Genomic DNA, 18,295 nt, shown 5'->3' with positions numbered 1-18,295 from the left:
CATGCTGCGTTGGGTCGCCCTGATCCTGGTCCTCGTGCTGATCGCCCTGCAGGTGAAACTGTGGGGCGGCAACGGTGGCGTGCACAGCGTGGAAACGCTGCGCGCCGCCGTGAAGAAGCAAGGCGAAGACAACGACAGGCTGACCCAGCGCAACCAGGCACTCGGCGCCGACGTCAGCGACCTCAAGCATGGCGAGCAAGCCGTCGAGGCCCGTGCACGCGCCGAGCTTGGCTTGATCAAGCCAGGCGAAACGTTCTACCAGGTCGTTGAAAAGCCGGGCGCCTCGCAGGCGCCTGCAGCTTCCACGTCAAGCAACGGCAGCCCATGAGCGCGACGCTCTGGTGCGTGGTGCCGGCGGCGGGGCGCGGCACGCGCGTAGGTGGAAGCATCCCCAAGCAATACCTGCCCCTGGCGGGTCGTCCGCTGATCCTGCACACGCTGGAACGGTTGGCTGCGCATCCTCGCATTGCCGGCCTGATGGTGGTGCTGGGCGAAGGCGACAGCCATTGGCCCCAGGTCGATCGTCTCTACGGCAAGCCCGTGCTCACCACGCTGGGCGGCGCGGAGCGTTGCGACTCGGTGCTCGCCGGCGTGCGTGCCTTGCCAGCGGACGTCACCGAAAACACTTTCGTGCTGGTGCACGACGCCGCGCGTCCTTGCGTGCGCGAGGCTGACATCACGCGGCTCATCGATATCGGTGCTCCTGCTGGTGGCGGCCTGCTGGGTGCGCCGCTGCGCGATACGCTGAAACGCGCCAGCGACAGTGGTCGAAGCGAGGTCACGGAACCGCGCGATCATCGCTGGCGTGCCTTCACGCCGCAGATGTTTCGCCGCGGCGAACTGGCGGCGGCGCTGCAGGCCGCGCATGCGGCCGGCATCACCGTCAGCGACGAAGCCATGGCGATGGAGCGCGCAGGGTTCGCGCCGTTGCTGGTGGAAGGCGCCGAAGACAATATCAAGGTCACCACGGCAACGGATTTCGCGCTCGCGGAATTCCTGTTGTCGCGAATGAAGTAAGAGCCCCGCGCGGGCATCGAGGAGTACCCATGATGCGGATCGGACAGGGCTTCGACGTCCATATTTTCGGCGAAGGCGACCACGTGATGCTGGGTGGCGTACGCGTGCCGCATACGCACGGCATCGTGGCCCACTCCGACGGCGACGTCGTTATCCATGCGCTGTGCGATGCCATTTTCGGCGCGCTGGCACTGGGCGATATCGGCCGGCACTTCCCGCCCAGCCAGGAACAATGGCGCAATGCCAATAGCCGCATCTTCCTTCGTCACGCCGCCAAGCTGATGCGCGAACAAGGCTATGCGCTGGGCAACGCCGACATCACCGTGATCTGCGAAGCGCCGAAAGTCGGACCGCACTCGCTGGCCATGCGCCAGGCCGTGGCCGACGAACTTGGCACCGAACTGGGCCGCATCAGCATCAAGGCCACCACGACCGAAAAGCTCGGCTTCACCGGGCGTGGCGAGGGCATTGCGGCGCAAGCCGTGGTGTTGCTGGTCCTGGCATGAGCGAGGCAGGGGCCCGCGGTTCGGCCTCGCGTCTGCACGATCAGCTGGACACCATCGGCGAGTTGCTCCGGCGTCTTCGTAGCCTTGGTCGATTGCCAGAGCCGGACACCGATCCGGCCTTTCGCGAGTCGCAAGTAGAGTTGCAGGCCTTGCTCGATGCCTTGCATCCGGCGGATATCGCGTACGTCCTCGAAGCGTTGCCGCTGGTCGATCGACTGGCGATATGGCATCGCGTGCGGTCCGATCGCGACGGCGAGATTCTGCTTGAAGTGTCCGATGCGGTGCGCGAATCGCTCATCGCGGACATGGACGAGCGCGAGATTCTCGCGGCTGTCGAACCGCTGGACGCGGATGAGCTCGCCGACCTGGTCGACGACCTGCCGACCGAAGTGCTGCCGGAACTCATGGCCAGCCTGGACGCGCAGCGGCGTGAACGGGTACAGGCGGCGCTGTCGTATCCGGAGGATCAGGTCGGCGCGTTGATGGATTTCGAGATGGTCACCATCCGTGACGACATCAGCCTCGAAACCGTGTTGCGCTATCTGCGCCGCTTCGACGAGTTGCCCGAACAGACCGACAAGCTGTTTGTCGTCAATCGCGACAACCTGCTCACGGGCGTGTTGCCGCTGCACTGGCTGCTGGTCAATTCGCCGGAGAAACAGGTGAGCGAGGTGATGGCGCCCGACGTCAACACCTTTCATCCCGATGACGACGCCTACGAAGTCGCGCAGGCGTTCGAACGCTACGACCTCGTCACGGCGCCCGTGGTGGACGGCAACGGGCACCTCATCGGCCGCATCACCATCGATGCGATGGTGGATGTGCTGCGCGAGGAAAGCGAAAGCGAGGCATTGAGCCGCGGTGGCCTGCGCGAAGAGGAAGACGTCTTTGCGTCGGTGTGGAAATCCATCCGCAACCGCTGGGCATGGCTGGCGATCAACCTGGTGACGGCATTCATCGCGTCGCGCGTCATCGGCCTGTTTGAGGGCTCCATCCAGCACCTCGTGGCGCTGGCCGCGCTCATGCCCATCGTCGCCGGCATCGGCGGCAATTCGGGCAACCAGACCATCACCATGATCGTGCGCGCGCTGGCGCTGGATCAGATCACGCCGGCCAGTGCGCGGCGGTTGTGGCGCAAGGAAATCGCTGTTGCCCTGATCAATGGCATTGTCTGGGGAAGCGTGATCGGCGCTGTGGCCTGGTTGCTGTACGACAACTTCCCGCTGGGCGTGGTGATGACGGCCGCGATGACGCTCAACCTTGTGCTCGCCGCGTTCTGCGGTGTCGCCATTCCCTTGATGATGATGCGCATGGGACGCGACCCCGCCCTCGGTTCCAGTGTCCTGATTACCGCCATGACCGATTCAGGCGGTTTCTTCATCTTTCTCGGTCTCGCCACGCTGTTCCTGATGTAATACGTGGTTGATGCACCCCTTTGTTGCCGGCGCTGCCGGTGGAGTCCCATGTCCGATCTTGAATTGCCCTATGCCTATGGCAACCCGTCCCTGACCGCCGTATTGCGCAGCACGCCCGAGGATTTCCAGGTTGAGGAAATTCTCGGCTACGACGCTGACGGCGAGGGTGAGCACGCCTTGCTGTGGGTGGAAAAGCGCGGCGCCAATACCGATTGGGTGGCACGCGAACTGGCGAAATTTGCGGGCATTCCCCCGCTCAACGTGGGCTACGCGGGCCTCAAGGATCGTCATGCGGTCACGCGCCAGACCTTTTCCGTGCAATTGGCAGGCAAGCCTGACCCCGACTGGACGACGCTTTCCGCAGAAGGTGTGAAAGTGCTGGCGGTGACGCGTCACAAGCGCAAGCTGAAGCGCGGTGCGTTGCGTGGCAATCGCTTCGTGATCACCCTGCGCCAGGTCGACGGCGACCGTGCCGTCACCGAGCAGGTACTCAAGCAGATTGCACTGCGCGGCGTGCCCAACTATTTCGGCGAGCAGCGTTTCGGCCGCGAGGGCAGCAACGTGGCGCAGGCACGCGCCATGTTTGCCGGTCGACGCGTGGATCGCGACAAGCGTCATTTCCTGCTGTCCGCGGCACGCTCGCACATCTTCAACGCCGTGCTCGCGGCGCGCATTGAACGCGATGCATGGGATTCGCCGATGGAAGGCGAGATCTGGTCGCTGGCCGGCTCCCGCTCGTGGTTCGGTCCCGAGCCGTTCGACGCCACGCTGTCGCAGCGACTGGCGACGGGTGACATTCATCCGTCGGGTCCGTTGTGGGGACGTGGCGAGACGCCGGCACAGGGAGAGGTGGCTTCGCTCGAAAACGCGATTGCCGCCGCCAATGCCGACCTGGCCGATGGTCTGGTGGCCGCCAAGATGGATCAGGAACGCCGCGCGCTGCGCATGATTCCGCAGAACCTCGCATGGCGTTGGCTGGAAGACGGTTCCCTGGAACTGAGCTTTGAGCTGCAAGCGGGAGCGTACGCAACCACGGTAGTGCGAGAGCTCGCCATCACGAGTTGAACTCCACTTCTCCCTCTCCCCTCCGGGGAGAGGGCCGGGGTGAGGGGAGGGTGCTCGCGGAAAGATTTGCCACAGAGCGAGGGAAGTCGCCCCATCAACGTAAGAAGCGCCGGATACGCATCACATCCACTAACGGCGCCGAACCACCTCACTGCCCCTTCAACAACACCACGACAGCCCCCGCCCCACCCTGCATCGGCCGCGCCGACGCAAACGCCACCACGTCGTCGCGACGACGAAGCAAGCGATCCGTCAGCACCTTCAGCACGGGTCCCGCCGCACGCGAACGCAAACCCTTGCCGTGCACGATGCGCACGCAGCGAATGCCATGGTGTTTTGCCTCGGCCAGAAAATCGGCAATGCACGCCTGCGCCGTCGCCGCGTTCATCTGGTGAAGGTCGATCTCGTCCTGGACGCTGAACTGGCCGCGCTTGAGTTGGCGCAGCAGCTTGGGTGGATAACCGTCCCTGAGATAGCTCAGCTCTTCGCCGACCTCCAGCAAGGTGGGGTCGAACGCCATGTCCAGCAGCTCGCCCGGTACGGCGGCCTCGTCGGCGTCAAGCATGTGCGGGTGTGGCTCGGGCTTGGGCGCAGCGGGTGCTGGCGCCACCGGATCGAACGGCGTCACGTCGCCGATGGCGTCCCGGAACAGGCGGGCATCGGCGTCGGAAACCGGGGAGGGCGGGCGTTGTTTCATGGCCTGAATCCTAATGCACCGGCGTCACGGCGGCGTCGCGTCCGGGTTGAGCCGGGCAGCTCGAATGGCCTGCAAAACCGCGGTCGGAAACGTGAGCCGGCGTGATGTGAAACCGCCGCGCCGGTCCGGTAGACTTCAGGCTTCACCCGGCGTGCGCTGCCTCTGCGGCGTCGCTGTGACAGGCTTTGAACGGATCATCATGCGAGTTCTTGTAAGCAACGACGATGGCGTGGATGCACCGGGCATCCGCGTGCTCGCCGAGCGCCTTGGCGCCGTCGGCCAGGTGACTGTAGTGGCGCCCGACCGCGACCGTTCCGGTGCCAGCAATTCCCTCACGCTGGATGCACCCATCCGCGCACTGCGCATGGACAACGGTTACTACCGTGTTGCCGGTACGCCCACCGACTGCGTCCATCTGGCGCTGGCCGGCATGCTGGATTACGAGCCGGACATGGTGGTTTCAGGCATCAACAATTCTGCCAACCTGGGTGACGATGTCATCTACTCGGGCACGGTGTCGGCGGCGATGGAAGGGCGTTTTCTCGGCCTTCCCGCCATCGCGGTGTCGTTGGTGAGCAAGGATCACAAGGGCGAGCACTACGATTCGGCGGCCAATGCCGTGCTGTTGCTGATGGAGCGCCTGCGGGTCGATCCGTTGCCGGCGGACACCATCCTCAACGTCAACGTGCCGGACCTGCCGTGGGATCAGATCCGGGGTTTCGAAGTCACGCGCCTGGGCAAGCGCCATCGTTCGGAGCCGTGCATCAAGCAGACCGATCCGCGCGGCAAGGAAATCTGGTGGATTGGCCCGGCGGGCGACGTCGATGACGCCGGCCCGGGTACGGACTTCAATGCCGTACGTCGCGGCTATGTGTCGGTGACGCCGATCCATGTCGATCTCCCCCGCTTCCAGGCGCTGGAAAAGGTCAGCAGCTGGGTAGGTGCGCTGAACCAGGGCGTGACGGGCGGCAAGTCGGCCGACGAGGCAGCGTGAGGGCATGAACGTGCATCCGTTGCCACCATCGGCATTGAAAGGCGAGGGCATGACCTCGCAGCGCGCGCGCGATCGCCTGGCGGTAAAGCTGAAGGAAGAAGGCATCCGCGACCAGCGCGTGATCGATGTGATCCGCAATACACCGCGTCATCACTTCATCGACCAGGCGCTGCATTCACGCGCCTACGAAAACACCGCACTGCCGATCGGCCACGGCCAGACCATTTCCCAGCCGTGGGTGGTGGCGCGCATGACCGAGGCGCTGCTCGAGTTCGGCACGCCGCAGAAGGTGCTGGAGATCGGCACCGGCTCGGGCTATCAGGCCGTGGTGCTCGCGCAGGTGGTGCCACAGGTGTTTACGGTCGAACGCATCGAAGAACTGCTGCGCCAGGCGCGACGCCGCTTTCGCCAGCTGGGTCTGGCGAACATCCGTTCGCGCCATGACGACGGCAAGCTGGGCTGGGCCGACGAAGCACCGTTCGACGCCATCATCCTGACGGCCGCCGGTGACGCGATTCCGCACGCGGTGCTCGATCAGCTAAGCCCGACGGGCGTGCTGGTGGCTCCGGTCGGTTCGCCCAGCAACCAGACACTGATTCGCATGCGCGGCGACGGGCAGGGCGATTTCATCCAGGAAGAACTGGCCGCGGTCAGTTTCGTCCCCCTGCTCGGCGGCATCGGCTGATGCGCCTCGTCCACCAAGGAAGTTAACGAGAATGCGCCTGTTCGGACCGCTTTACGCGCGTGCACTCACGTGGGCGCGCCACCCCAGGGCTGTGTACTACCTGTGCGGATTGAGCTTCGTCGAAGCCTTCATTTTTCCGATCATGCCGGAGGTGATGCTGGCGCCGATGATGCTCGGCAAGCGTCACAAGGCCTTCTTCTACGCCAACATCAGCCTGCTGTTCTCGTTGCTCGGCTCGCTGGTGGGTTACGCGCTGGGCCATTGGGCGTTCCACGCGCTGTCGCCGTTGCTCGATAGCCTGCATCTGCTTGCGCCCATCGAAAAGGGCGTGGACAACCTGCGCCTGCAAATGAACGAGCACTGGCTTGGTCTGATGCTCGTGCTGGCACTGGCCGCTTTGCAGCCGGTGGTGCCGATGAAGTTCGTCACGTGGGCGGCGGGCATTGTCGGTGTACCGATCATCCCGTTCCTGGTGTGCATGGCGGTGGGGCGTGGCAAGCGCGTGTGGCTGCTGGCCTTGCTTATTCGTATTTTCGGCGAGCGCGCCGAACGCATTCTGCACAAGCACATCGAGCGCATTGGCTGGGCTGCACTGGTGATATTGGCGGCGCTGGCAGCCTGGTGGGTCTTCTCGCGCTGAACGTTGTCCCGCAGGCTGACGCGTCGAACTGCCAGGTACGCATGAAAATAGAGCGGCGCCTCGTTATGCTGACCGACATGAATGGATATCTCCGGTCACTGTTGCTGACCCCCGTCATCCTGCTGGCTGCCTGTGGCACCCAGCGGTCCGTGGTTGTCGAACCTGCGGCAGGCAGCTCGCCGCGCGTCGTTGCGCCTGCGCAGCGACCGGCGCCGGGTGGCACCTATAAAGTGGTGAAGGGCGACACGCTGTATTCGATCGCGTTCCGCAATGGCGTGGATTTCCGCGATCTGGCGAGCTGGAACCACATCGATTCGCCGTACACGATCTGGCCGGGGCAGGACTTGCAGCTGCAATCGCCCGCCGCCGGTCGGCCGCCGGCAAGCGCGGCGATGCATACCGCACCTGTCGTGGCGACAACCAAGCCTCCTTCGTCGGCACATGTCGTAACGCCAGCGCCGGAATCGCAGCCGGGATTCCAGCCCGCAGCGACGTCTTCCGCGGATACGGCCTCGCCGGTGGCTTCGGCGCCGCCTGCAGTGGCCGCACCGGCTCACCCGGCAACATCCGCACCGGCGGCCGTCACCACGCCCGTGGTCCCGGTCGCGGGCGCCCCTGCCGCGACTGCCAGCAACACGCCCCCGCCGGCTCCGCCAACCCCTGCCGCGCCGGGCGCCACGCGCAGCAACGGTGGCGTGACCTGGCGCTGGCCGGCTGACGGCACGTTGATCAAGCGGTTCCAGTCCGGCGACGCCATTCCGGGCATCGAGATTGGCGGCAAGTCCGGCGATCCAGTGCGCGCTGCTGCCGACGGCGTCGTGGTGTACAGCGGCAATGGCCTGGTGGGCTACGGCGAACTGGTCATCGTGAAGCACAACGACAGCTACCTGTCGGCCTATGGCCACAACAGCAAGCGCCTGGTGAAGGAAGGCCAGCGCGTCACGGCAGGCCAGCAGATCGCGGAAATGGGTTCGACGGGCGCATCGCGCGACGAGCTGCAGTTCCAGATCCGCAAGGACGGCAACCCGGTCGACCCCATGGGTTACCTGCCGTCGCGTTGATCGATGGCGTCATCCCGTGTCGGGGTGACGCCTGGTGCCGTTCAGTGATTCGGCAGAATGAAGGCGCCCACCACGCGGCGACTTTCGCCAGCCAGCAGGTCGTAAGTGCGGGCAGCCGCAGCGTTGTCCATGACCTCCACGCCCACGCCCTTGCGCAGCAGGCCGGCCATGAAGGCGGGCGCGGGGAAGACCTGGCGTTCGCCAGTGCCAAGAAGAACGACTTCCGGCTTCAGTTCCAGAATGGCATCGACATGGCTGGCATCCAGCTCGGTCGAGGCGCCGACTGGCCAGTTCTCCACGACGCGATCAGGCGACAGCAGGAAGCTGGTGGTCAGCTCGCGGTCGACCACGACGATGCCACTGGCGCTCACGCGGCGCACGAACAGGTATTGGCCAGGATGGTCGAGCGACAGATCCATCGGCAGAGGCCCTTAGCGGGGCAGGGCGAGCTTGGGCTCGTCCTCGTTGCGACGGAACAGCACCACGATGTGGCCGATCTGCTGCACGCTTTCCGACTGGGTGCCCTCAACCAGGAAGTCGATCTGCTCCTGGCGCTCTTCCTTGTCCCCGCCCGAAAGCTTCACCTTGACCAGCTCGTGGTGGGACAGGGCGAGATCCAGTTCCTTGAGCACGGCCTCGGTCGCGCCCTTGGCGCCCATCATGATGACGGGGTGCAGATCATGCGCAAGGCTACGCAGGTAGCGGCGCTGCGAAGGGGAAAGTGCCATGCGTTCAGTCTCGGATTCACTGCGATAGGACCGCAAAGGTTATCATGCGGGCATCTCCCCCGTATTGTGGCCGTTGCCGACCCATGTCTCGCAGCAAAAGCAGTTCCCGCTGGCTGCGGGAACATTTCGATGATGTCTATGTGAAGAAGGCCCAGGCCGAGGGCCTGCGGTCGCGCGCCGTTTTCAAGCTGGAAGAGCTGATCGACAAGGATCGCTTGCTCAAGCCCAACATGCGCGTGGTCGACCTTGGCGCTGCCCCGGGCGGCTGGTCCCAGCTGGTTCGCCAGCGCCTGGGCGATACCGGCCATGTGGTCGCCATGGATATTCTCCCCATGCAGGGCATCGGCGGCGTCGACTTCCTCCAGGGCGATTTCCGCGAAGAGTCCGTCCTGCGGGAGCTGGAAGCCCGTCTACAGGGCCAGCAAGTCGATCTTGTGCTGTCTGATATGGCCCCCAATATGAGTGGTGTGGCCCTGGCCGATCAGATCCGGGCGATGGACCTGGCTGAGCTGGCGCTGGATTTCAGCCGGCAGTGGCTGAAGCCGGGTGGGTCGTTCCTGATCAAGCTGTTCCAGGGGACAGGCTTTGACGAATACATACGCAGCTTGCGCGCAGACTTCACCCGCGTAACGATGCGTAAACCTAAGGCCTCCCGCGCACGTTCGCGGGAGGTGTATGCATTGGCCGTAGGGCGAAAGGTCCGCGGCGGGCAATCGGGCGAGAACCGTGCATGAATGAAATGGCGAAAAACCTGCTGCTCTGGCTGATCATCGCAGTGGTCCTGCTGATGGTGTTCCAGAGCTTTAATCCGCACGGTGGTGCTTCCTCGGATCTGCCCTACAGCAGCTTCGTGCAAAGCGTGGACAACGGTAACGTGTCCTCCGCCACCATCAGCGCCGATCAGCCGGCCACCATCAGCGGCAAGCTGAAGGATGGCAGCTCGTTCCGCACGGTCGCGCCGGTCCTCGGCTGGTCCACCAACTCGGTGGTCAAGCAGATGCAGGACAAGGGCGTGGAGGTGCGCCAGGAGCCTTCCAACAACGGCTTCTCGCTGTTGGGGCTGTTGCTCAACTGGTTGCCCATCATCCTTATCGTTGGTGTCTTCATCTGGTTCATGCGGCAGATGCAGGCCGGCGCGGGTGGTCGCGGCGCCATGAGCTTTGGTCGCTCACGCGCCAAGCTGCAGGGTGAGGACCAGATCAAGGTCAACTTCAGCGACGTCGCCGGTTGCGACGAAGCGAAGGAAGAAGTCGGCGAACTGGTCGAATTCCTGCGTGACCCGGGCAAGTTCCAGAAGCTGGGTGGCAAGATTCCGCGCGGCGTGCTGATGGTGGGCCCGCCGGGTACCGGTAAGACGCTGCTGGCCAAGGCCATCGCTGGCGAAGCCAAGGTGCCGTTCTTCTCGATCTCCGGTTCGGACTTCGTGGAAATGTTCGTGGGCGTGGGCGCCAGCCGCGTGCGCGACATGTTCGAGCAGGCGAAGAAGCATGCACCGTGCATCATCTTCATCGACGAAATCGACGCCGTCGGCCGCCACCGTGGCGCCGGCCTGGGCGGCGGTCATGACGAGCGCGAGCAGACGCTGAACCAGCTGCTGGTGGAAATGGACGGTTTCGAAGGCACGGAAGGTGTCATCGTCATCGCCGCCACCAACCGCCCTGACGTGCTCGATCCCGCGCTGCTGCGTCCGGGTCGTTTTGATCGCCAGGTCGTGGTTGGCCTGCCGGACGTGAAGGGTCGCGAACAAATCCTCAAGGTGCATCTGCGCCGCGTGCCGACCGCACCGGACGTGGACGCCATGACCATTGCGCGTGGTACGCCGGGCTTCTCGGGTGCCGACCTGGCCAACCTGGTCAACGAAGCCGCGCTGTTCGCTGCACGCGAAAACGCCCGCGATGTGCGCATGATTCACATGGACAAGGCGCGCGACAAGATCCTGATGGGCACCGAGCGTCGCTCGATGGCCATGAGCGAAGACGAGAAGAAGCTGACGGCCTATCACGAAGCCGGTCACGCCATCGTCGGTCGCCTCGTGCCCGAGCACGATCCCGTCTACAAGGTCACCATCATCCCGCGCGGTCGTGCGCTGGGCGTGACCATGTACCTGCCCGAAGGCGACAAATACAGCATGAACCGCGTGGCGATCGAATCGCAGCTGTGCTCGCTGTACGGCGGTCGAGTTGCTGAAGCGCTGATCTTCGGCGAGGACAAGGTCACCACCGGTGCGTCGAACGATATCGAGCGCGCCACCAAGATGGCTCGCAACATGGCCACCAAGTGGGGCCTGTCCGACAAGCTGGGCCCGGTGACCTACGGTGAAGAAGAGGACGAAGTGTTCCTTGGCCGCGCCGTGACGCAGCACAAGAACGTCTCCAACGAGACGGCGCGCAAGATCGACGAAGAAGTGCGCGCTATCCTCGATCGCAACTACGCGCGTACCAAGCAGCTGCTGACCGACAACATCGACAAGCTGCATGTGATGGCCGACGCGTTGCTGCAATACGAAACCATTGATGCGCGACAGATCGACGACATCATGGCTGGCCGCGTGCCAGGGCCGCCGGCGGATTGGTCGAAGAACTCGAGCACGGGTTCCACGCCGCCGCCTCCGCCGCCGCGTGGCGATGCGGGTGCGAAGGTGGGCGATCCTGCAACGCAGAGTCGAGTCGCGGATCGCTGATACCGATGCGTTGATCAAGAAAAAGGCGGCCATGTGCCGCCTTTTTCTTTGCCGGAAATTCTCGTGCGCGAGTGCGGGCAACGAACATCAAGTGCGTGCGTTGAACCCTCGGATGTGCGTGATGGCAGCTTCGCGCTGCGATTGGTTTCCCGCATCGTTCGATCAACTGCAATTTCTTTGCAAGAAGGTCTAGCCGAATGTGAAACAGATGGCTAAACTAGCTGGCTCGGGTGCAGTGCACTCGTCGCCGAATGTGAAGAATCTCAGACGGCGATGAAAAAAAACTGAAAAAAAGTATTGACGCACTGCCCTCGAATCTGAATAATTCCGCTTCTGGCTTCGGCGCTTTCCACCTCGGTGGTTAAGCGAAGAGGCAAAAGTTAAAAACGCGCCCGTAGCTCAGTTGGATAGAGTACCAGGCTACGAACTTGGTGGTCGGGAGTTCGAATCTCTCCGGGCGCGCCATTTAACAGCAAGGTGTGATGTTCGCATCACGGCTTGCGCCGCAAGGCAGTGAATCGCCAAGTGGACCGGACGTAACGTTTAGTGTGTTCGGTGCTTTGATACGGATTGACTAGGCTAGGTGTCACCCGTAGCATTTCAAAGCTTCGGCCCGAGAAGGTTGAAGGTTTCGAAATCGGGGTATAGCTCAGCCTGGTAGAGCGCCAGCTTTGGGAGCTGGATGTCGGGGGTTCGAATCCCTCTGCCCCGACCATGCAGATGCTATGCACAATGTGCACAAGCGCCTGTAGCTCAACCGGATAGAGCATCGGCCTTCTAAGCCGACGGTTGCAGGTTCGATTCCTGTCGGGCGCGCCAGTTCAACAATGCGGTGGATGTAGCTCAGCTGGTTAGAGCATCGGATTGTGATTCCGAGGGTCGTGGGTTCGAGTCCCATCTTCCACCCCAGTTGATCAAGTAAGAAAAATCAGTTTCAGGGCCGTTAGCTCAGTTGGTAGAGCAGTTGACTCTTAATCAATTGGTCGAAAGTTCGAATCTTTCACGGCCCACCAATTGAAAAAGCGCTTAGAGAAATCTAAGCGCTTTTTCTTTGCCCGCTGTTTGGCCCGGATTTCCCATTGGGCTGTCTTTCGGTTTTGGATAGGCAGTACGTCAACGCGATTATCCTGCCTTCGCCGGCCCGTTGACGCCTCGCAGCCGGACGCAGCATTTGGGGCGGGCATTGCCTAAGTTGTATTGCCTCCTCACTGGATTGGCGAGAGCCTGAAACCGGGGGACATCGAGGGCAAGCCAATGGCGCAGCTTGCGTTGTCGGGGCTGCTTGATCGCCTGTACGACATGAGTCCGACGGCTGCCGACTGGCGGCCGTTCCTCAGTGCAGTGGGAGATGCCTTTCGCTCCCACGCCGTCGCCTTTCATTCCCATGACGTGTTGCACCAACAAGGTGTGATTGATAAGTCGGTGGGCGTCGATACGGATCTGGCCGTTCGCTTCAAGAACCTCGCGCACGAACATCCGTGGTACATCCATGGTGGCGAACAGTTGTTTCGTGAGGGGCTCGCTGACGACAAAGGTTTGCTTCCACCCCGAGCCTTGTATTCGTCGCGCTTCTATTCCGAGGTACTCAAACCCTTGGGAATCGAGCACGGCATGGCACTGTTGCTCAGGCATGACGGGCTGTCGCAAATGACGGTGCTGTCCATCAATCGCCAGAGCAAAGAGGGGTACTTCAAGCCGGCAGAGCGGCAGCAAGCTCAATCCTTGTTGCCGCACTTGCGTACCGCCTATTTGTTACAGCAACGCCTGGGATGGATGGAAACCTTGGCGCGTACTTTTCGCGCGTCGCTCGATCGTCTTGAAGATGGCGTGATCATCCTGGACCGACGCGGCGTCATTCGATTCGCCAACACGTCGGCCGAGCGACTCGAGGCCCGGGCGATTTATCAGCGCAGCCTGGATGGTCGGTTGAGTCTGCCCACTCGTGCTCAATCGAATCAATTGCACGCTTACGTGCGCACAGCGTCGATCGCATGCCCCCAGCCCTTTTCCATGCGAGTGCATGACCCTGTCGGGCGTTGGCAGGCCTCCCTGAAAGCCTGTCCCATTGATCAGGTGGCTGACGCGCAGTGGGGCGAGCCGGATGCCGGGATCATGCTGTTCATTTCGGAAACGCAGACTTGTGTGCTGTCGAACCACCGCGCGCACTGGCAGGAGCTTTGGGGTTTTACTTCGGCAGAAGCCTGTCTGGCCCAGCGATTAGCTGCGGGGAATTCATTGCAAGAAGCGGCTGAGGATTCCAGCGTCTCCCTCAATACAGTCAGAACGCACTTGCGTGCCTTGTTTGCCAAGACAAATACCAGGCGACAGTCTGATCTGGTGCGTGTGTTGATTCTTTCTCGGGGCTAAGCCGTCAACCATCTTCCACCTCTTGAGGTGAGCTGGGCGCTTTGACCAGTTCAACAAACGCCATCGTGTTCAGAGGGTCAGTCCAAAGCTTGCGGTCGGAGAGTTCGGTGATGCTGACGCCATGAGCCAAATCCAGTGTTTCGAACTTGGTTCGGAAGAGCAGGTGCCAATCCATGAAAGTTTCCATGTATCCGCAGTCTTCGATCTCCGGGACAAAATTGGCGTAGAGCAATCGTCCTCCAGGATTAAGGGCCTGGAACAAACGCACGATGAGAGGGCGTGCGACTTCATCGGGAAGGTAGTCGAATAGGCCTGCTGCATAAATGAGGTCGAAGTTTCTGAGGTCGATGCGACCTTTTAAGATCTCGCGCACGCCGGCATGGAGAATTTGAACTCCATAAGACCCGTAGTCGCGTTCTACCTGGTCAAGACTGAGTTTGTCCTGGTCCATGGCGACGATCTCAAGGTTGCGCTTCATGGCGAATGCCCGACACGAACTAAGTTCGCGCAAATGGCCGCATGCCAAAGCGAGAATTCTTGGTGAATCTACGTCTACCGCTGCCCTGTCGATGGCAATGGCGAGTTGGTCTCGCCGGTATCGAACCCCTTGGCAGGAGTGTGAGTTGGTGCTGTAGAGGTACAAGCGCTGTGCGGCTTGGCTGGGGCAGGGAGGGTTCGCAAACTGCGGGCCGTAGATGTAGTCCAGCATCACCGCATCCCCTGCGTAGCCGCGCGGCTTGTCATAGGTGCGCCAAGTGAAGGGATCGGAATGCATCAAGGCCTTGACGGGATGACGCATCACCGCGTCAGCAACCTCCTTGAATCGGCTCGGTCCCAGCTCGACGAAATAGTCACGAAGCGCTCGTACGTACCGTGTCATTTCCGAAGCGAAACTCGGGTGCTGCTCATTGGCTGCGTTCAATACTTTCGCGGCATAGGTATCAAGGATGGCTGCGGACATGGTCGGCCCCTCAATGTCGTGGTCGACACAATCTAGGTCGATTTGAGCAAAGAGGCCTCATTCATTTGGATGAGATCGTTCATGGCACGATGACCTGGAGGGGCATTCGGTCAATGCGCTTACTCGTACTGCATCTTCACCGTCATGCCTCCATCCACCACAAAGTGCTGCCCTGTAACAAACGACGACTGCGAAGACAGCAAATAGACGGCCAGGGCACCGATATCTTCCGGCGTGCCAACCCGGCCTGCCGGATGTTGCGCGTGATCGCGCTTGCTGAGCTTCGGCGCGGATCGCTCGGAAGGTTTGCGCCAGGCGTCGGTGGCGATCCAGCCTGGAAGAATGACGTTGCTGCGCACCTCGGGCCCGGCGCTGATGGCCAATGCATGCGTGAATGCGAGTAGCCCGCCTTTGGTGGCGGCATAGGCTTCCGAGTCTGGTTCTGATTGCAGTGCACGGGTGGAAGCGATGTTGACGATGGCGCCTTGGCGCTCGCGCAAATGCGGCAGTGCGTGTTTGCTGCAGAGGAAGGGTCCGGTGAGGTTGGTCGCGAGGTAGCGGTTCCAGTCTTCGAGTGCCAATTCACTCAATGGAGCGGCGTGCGGGTTGGCGATGCCGGCGTTGTTCACCAGGCCGTCGATATGGCCGAAGTGCTTTAGTGCAGCCGCCGTCCACCGCTTGATGCTGGTTTCACGGGATACGTCGAGCGTCGTGAACCCCGCGCGTTTTCCTGCGTTCCATTCCTCGATGCATGCGTTGCCGGCTTCCACATCGAGATCGCCGATGAAAACGTTGCCGCCCGCACCAAGCACGGCCTGCGCGATGCCACGGCCGATGCCTTGCGCGCCTCCGGTGACTAGAACCGTGCGCCCTTCCAAGGGCGTGGCATTGAAGGGAGTGATGGCGGGCGTCGTGGTCACGGGGTGTATTCCTCGATTCGTGGGTGAAGGCCTGGCTGTCTAGGCTGGACGGCTGGGCGTGATTGGCAAGTAGCGGTCGCGTGGTCGCGGTGCCCGGTGTCATCCATCGGCCAAACGGTCTAAATCCGCCGGAGCTGGCTTGGCGACCTGGCGATGACACAAGGCCTGTTCGTTGAGGGGTCGCCGGTTGCCGATGCCTTGCTGTCCGATGGCTTGCTGCGCGACGGCGGTTTTCCCTAAATCCATGTGCGGCAAGACATAGAACTAATGGTTTTGTCAAGTTTTCTGGGGGCGTGGATATACTCGAAGGCGACGCAGTTCACACTTTGTGGGCAGGGGGCTCGCCATGAAACTTCTTCCTGTGTTGTTTGCTGTTTGCGTATCTGCATTGCTGACCGCCTGCGCTACGGGCCGCGGTTCCACTGAAGCACCGAAGATCGACCCCACCGCCCAGGCGGTAACCACATACAAGATCGGTGTGGATGACCAGTTGCAGGTCACGGTCTGGCAGAACCAGGACCTCAGTGTGAGCGTGCCGGTAAGGCCGGACGGCAAGATCACGGTGCCACTGATTGGCGATGTGGTCGCCGGTGGCAAGACGCCGGAAGAGGTTGCCGCGGAGATCAAGGACAAATTACAGTCCTACGTTCGCGACCCGCAGGTCGCGGTGATCCTGACAGCCCTGCGCAGCCACGAATACCTTTCCCGCGTACGCGTGACGGGCGCCGTACGCACACCTGTATCGCTTCCTTATCGCCAGGGCATGACGGTGCTGGACGCCGTGCTTGCCGCGGGCGGTACGACCGAATTTGCCGCGCCTGATCGCACCGAGCTGTATCGCGAAGGCAAGGACGGCGTGACCACGCCTTATGCGGTACGCCTGGACAAGGTGCTGCAGAAGGGCGATCTCGCCACCAATTACCCGGTGCAGCCGGGGGATGTTGTCACCGTACCAATGCGGTCGTTCTAAGACCGCCAGCAGGGGAAGGGAGGGCGTCGCCATGAGCGGAGAACTCAGGCCGATGGCAAGCCTGGTGCCGGCGTTGATCAACGAAGCACGCCGTCGCCGTCTGGCATTGGGAGTTGCGTTTGCACTGATCGCGTTGGCTGCACTGACTGCCGGCATGTTGTGGCCGCGCAAGTACATGGCATCCACCACGATCCTTGCGCAGGAAAGCAGCATCATCACGCCGTTGATGGAAGGCGCGGCAGCGCCGACCGCCAACAAGAACCGCGCGAACATGGCGCGTGACGTGATCTTCAGCCGCAAGGTGATGGGCAAGATCCTCGAAGCGGGTGGCTGGATGGTCGATCATCCGACGCCGGTGGAGCAGGACCGCATTGCCGAGGGCATCAAGGCGCGCACCCTGGTGCAGATCACGCATGACAACCTGATCACCATCACCTACAGCGACAACAATGCCAAGCGCACCTACGAGGTGGCGCGCGCATTCGCGCAACTGTTCATCAGCGAAAGCCTGGCATCGAAGCAGCGCGAAAGTCGCGAAGCCTACGAATTCATCAATAGCCAGGTCGAGGCGTATCGCGCCAAGCTCACCGACGCCGAAGACAAGCTGAAGGCTTATCGCGACGCCAATGCCGATGCGCGTCCCGGCACCGAAGCCGACACGGCGGCACGCATCAGCCAGCTGCGCACGCAAATTGAATCGGCGCGCATGGACATGATGGAGCGCCGCTCGCAGGAAGGTTCGCTGGCATCGCAGCTGAGTGGCGAATCGGAAGTCAGCACGGTGCAGACCGCCGATGGCGTGCTGCAGGCCCAGCTGGGCGAGCAGCAGGCGCAACTCAACAAGCTGCTGCTGACGTATACGGACTCGTATCCAGATGTCGTGCGCCTGCGTCACCAGATCGAGGACCTGAAGAAGCAGCTGGCGGACTCCGACCAGCGCAAGCAGGCCGCGCAACTGGCAGGAACGCCGACGGCGCTGGACAACAACGTGTCCTTCAACCCGGCCTACCAGCAGATGAAGTCGCAGCTGGTGTCGGCGCGCGCGGCGAGTGCTGCCGCGGCGGCGCGCATGGGTGCGAGTGAATCCATGTTGCAGTCGGAATTGCAGCGCAGTGCCCGCATTGCCAATTCCGAAAACGTCGTTGCCGAATTGACGCGTGACTACAACGTCAACCGTGACGTGTACCAGGATCTGCTCAAGCGCCGTGAAAACGCCCGTGTGTCGATGAATCTCGATGCGGAGCAGCGCGGCCTGACCTTCCTGGTGCAGAACCCGGCGGTGATGCCGCTGGCGCCGTCGGGCCTGCGCTTCATGCATTTCGGCCTGGCAGGCATGGGCCTGTCGGTCTTCCTGCCACTGGGCCTGCTGTTCGCGCTGGTGTGGTTCGATCCGCGCGCACGCTCGGTATGGCAGGTGGAGCAGGCCATCGGTGGTCCGGTGCTGGCGTCCATTCCGTTCTATCCGACACCGAGCGATCGCCGTCGCGACCGCATGCGGAACATGACCTGACTCACTTACACAACTAACCCTCCCTCCCAACCTACCCGTGTCGAGGTCGGGGCTCGCGGGAAAAGTAAGAAAACTAGGG

19 protein-coding genes and 5 tRNA genes are annotated in these 18,295 nt (G+C 62.3%); 19 read left to right on the top strand and 5 right to left on the bottom strand.

The genetic code is table 11. From position 1 onward, the window contains the following. Position 1 precedes the first annotated feature (1 nt). Genes ftsB through truD form a run of 5 tightly spaced genes read left to right on the top strand, consistent with a single transcriptional unit; the run spans position 2 to position 4,003 of the window. A complete protein-coding gene (gene ftsB / locus DK366_RS11130; RefSeq protein WP_109125628.1) occupies positions 2 to 328 on the top strand; it encodes a cell division protein FtsB in 327 nt (108 codons plus the stop codon). Continuing rightward, on the top strand, positions 325 to 1,017 hold the full coding sequence (ispD, locus tag DK366_RS11125) for a 2-C-methyl-D-erythritol 4-phosphate cytidylyltransferase (RefSeq protein WP_109125627.1): 693 nt from the start codon (positions 325 to 327) through the stop codon (positions 1,015 to 1,017). The genes ftsB and ispD overlap by 4 nt, the downstream gene beginning before the upstream one ends. Positions 1,018 to 1,049: 32 nt before the next feature. Next, on the top strand, positions 1,050 to 1,523 hold the full coding sequence (gene ispF / locus DK366_RS11120; protein ID WP_109125745.1) for a 2-C-methyl-D-erythritol 2,4-cyclodiphosphate synthase: 474 nt from the start codon (positions 1,050 to 1,052) through the stop codon (positions 1,521 to 1,523). Beyond that, positions 1,520 to 2,938, top strand: a complete 1,419-nt coding sequence (mgtE, locus tag DK366_RS11115) for a magnesium transporter (protein ID WP_109125626.1) — start codon at positions 1,520 to 1,522, stop codon at positions 2,936 to 2,938. Before ispF ends, mgtE begins: the two co-directional genes overlap by 4 nt. Before the next feature lie 48 nt (positions 2,939 to 2,986). Continuing rightward, positions 2,987 to 4,003, top strand: a complete 1,017-nt coding sequence (truD, locus tag DK366_RS11110; protein ID WP_109125625.1) for a tRNA pseudouridine(13) synthase TruD — start codon at positions 2,987 to 2,989, stop codon at positions 4,001 to 4,003. 148 nt (positions 4,004 to 4,151) lie between these two features. Here the strand turns inward: truD and DK366_RS11105 are convergent, their stop codons facing one another. Then, a complete protein-coding gene (locus DK366_RS11105; protein WP_109125624.1) occupies positions 4,152 to 4,700 on the bottom strand; it encodes a Smr/MutS family protein in 549 nt (182 codons plus the stop codon). Positions 4,701 to 4,899: 199 nt separating this feature from the next. Between DK366_RS11105 and surE the strand changes: the two genes are divergently transcribed. The 4 genes from surE (at position 4,900) to DK366_RS11085 (ending at position 8,080) form a co-directional block, all read left to right on the top strand. Beyond that, positions 4,900 to 5,694: a 5'/3'-nucleotidase SurE gene (surE, locus tag DK366_RS11100; protein WP_109125623.1), complete on the top strand. Its 795-nt coding sequence runs from the start codon at positions 4,900 to 4,902 to the stop codon at positions 5,692 to 5,694. Positions 5,695 to 5,698: 4 nt separating this feature from the next. After that, the gene (locus DK366_RS11095) at positions 5,699 to 6,379 is read left to right on the top strand and encodes a protein-L-isoaspartate(D-aspartate) O-methyltransferase (RefSeq protein ID WP_109125622.1); all 681 of its coding nucleotides are present in this window, start codon (positions 5,699 to 5,701) and stop codon (positions 6,377 to 6,379) included. A 31-nt stretch (positions 6,380 to 6,410) separates the two neighbouring features. Then, the gene (locus DK366_RS11090) at positions 6,411 to 7,019 is read left to right on the top strand and encodes a VTT domain-containing protein (RefSeq protein WP_109125621.1); all 609 of its coding nucleotides are present in this window, start codon (positions 6,411 to 6,413) and stop codon (positions 7,017 to 7,019) included. Between the two features lie 77 nt (positions 7,020 to 7,096). Continuing rightward, positions 7,097 to 8,080 carry a peptidoglycan DD-metalloendopeptidase family protein gene (locus DK366_RS11085; RefSeq protein WP_232821008.1) on the top strand — a complete coding sequence of 328 codons (984 nt, stop codon included), beginning with the start codon at positions 7,097 to 7,099 and terminating at the stop codon, positions 8,078 to 8,080. A 41-nt stretch (positions 8,081 to 8,121) separates the two neighbouring features. On the opposite strand, the gene DK366_RS11080 is transcribed toward DK366_RS11085, so the two are convergent. Both DK366_RS11080 and yhbY read right to left on the bottom strand, forming a co-directional pair. Then, complete coding sequence (locus DK366_RS11080) at positions 8,122 to 8,499, bottom strand: Mth938-like domain-containing protein (RefSeq protein WP_109125619.1); 378 nt, start codon at positions 8,497 to 8,499, stop codon at positions 8,122 to 8,124. 12 nt (positions 8,500 to 8,511) lie between these two features. After that, the gene (gene yhbY, locus DK366_RS11075) at positions 8,512 to 8,808 is read right to left on the bottom strand and encodes a ribosome assembly RNA-binding protein YhbY (RefSeq protein WP_109125618.1); all 297 of its coding nucleotides are present in this window, start codon (positions 8,806 to 8,808) and stop codon (positions 8,512 to 8,514) included. Positions 8,809 to 8,891: 83 nt separating this feature from the next. Between yhbY and rlmE the strand changes: the two genes are divergently transcribed. The 8 genes from rlmE to DK366_RS11035 all read left to right on the top strand — a co-directional run bounded on the left by rlmE (position 8,892) and on the right by DK366_RS11035 (position 13,855). Continuing rightward, a complete protein-coding gene (gene rlmE, locus DK366_RS11070) occupies positions 8,892 to 9,542 on the top strand; it encodes a 23S rRNA (uridine(2552)-2'-O)-methyltransferase RlmE (protein ID WP_109125617.1) in 651 nt (216 codons plus the stop codon). After that, complete coding sequence (ftsH, locus tag DK366_RS11065) at positions 9,539 to 11,488, top strand: ATP-dependent zinc metalloprotease FtsH (RefSeq protein WP_198651516.1); 1,950 nt, start codon at positions 9,539 to 9,541, stop codon at positions 11,486 to 11,488. Before rlmE ends, ftsH begins: the two co-directional genes overlap by 4 nt. Before the next feature lie 388 nt (positions 11,489 to 11,876). Next, a tRNA-Arg gene (locus DK366_RS11060) sits at positions 11,877 to 11,953 on the top strand. A 173-nt stretch (positions 11,954 to 12,126) separates the two neighbouring features. Next, positions 12,127 to 12,203 (top strand) — tRNA-Pro (locus DK366_RS11055). Between the two features lie 27 nt (positions 12,204 to 12,230). Continuing rightward, positions 12,231 to 12,307: transfer RNA gene (locus DK366_RS11050), tRNA-Arg, on the top strand. Between the two features lie 13 nt (positions 12,308 to 12,320). Beyond that, positions 12,321 to 12,397, top strand: a tRNA-His gene (locus DK366_RS11045). 28 nt (positions 12,398 to 12,425) lie between these two features. Then, positions 12,426 to 12,501: transfer RNA gene (locus DK366_RS11040), tRNA-Lys, on the top strand. Positions 12,502 to 12,742: 241 nt separating this feature from the next. Continuing rightward, positions 12,743 to 13,855 carry a helix-turn-helix transcriptional regulator gene (locus DK366_RS11035; protein ID WP_109125616.1) on the top strand — a complete coding sequence of 371 codons (1,113 nt, stop codon included), beginning with the start codon at positions 12,743 to 12,745 and terminating at the stop codon, positions 13,853 to 13,855. 4 nt (positions 13,856 to 13,859) lie between these two features. Here DK366_RS11035 and DK366_RS11030 read toward each other — a convergent pair whose 3' ends face one another. Both DK366_RS11030 and DK366_RS11025 read right to left on the bottom strand, forming a co-directional pair. After that, positions 13,860 to 14,816 (bottom strand): class I SAM-dependent methyltransferase, encoded by a 957-nt coding sequence (locus DK366_RS11030; protein WP_109125615.1) that lies wholly within the window; start codon positions 14,814 to 14,816, stop codon positions 13,860 to 13,862. Between the two features lie 119 nt (positions 14,817 to 14,935). Beyond that, positions 14,936 to 15,736, bottom strand: a complete 801-nt coding sequence (locus DK366_RS11025; RefSeq protein ID WP_109125614.1) for a glucose 1-dehydrogenase — start codon at positions 15,734 to 15,736, stop codon at positions 14,936 to 14,938. A gap of 346 nt (positions 15,737 to 16,082) precedes the next feature. On the opposite strand from DK366_RS11025, the gene DK366_RS11020 reads away from it, so the two are divergent. Continuing rightward, positions 16,083 to 16,706: an XrtA/PEP-CTERM system exopolysaccharide export protein gene (locus DK366_RS11020; protein ID WP_109125613.1), complete on the top strand. Its 624-nt coding sequence runs from the start codon at positions 16,083 to 16,085 to the stop codon at positions 16,704 to 16,706. Between the two features lie 31 nt (positions 16,707 to 16,737). Beyond that, entirely contained in the window at positions 16,738 to 18,216 is a 1,479-nt protein-coding gene (locus DK366_RS11015; protein WP_232821007.1) for an XrtA system polysaccharide chain length determinant, read from the top strand. Positions 18,217 to 18,295: the final 79 nt, after the last annotated feature.

Origin of the sequence: Dyella sp. C11 (assembly GCF_003121485.1) — a bacterium.
In the GTDB taxonomy this organism is placed as follows: Bacteria; Pseudomonadota; Gammaproteobacteria; order Xanthomonadales; family Rhodanobacteraceae; genus Dyella.
Note: the sequence above shows the minus strand (reverse complement) of the source record. Positions and strands in the feature narration are given on the sequence as shown.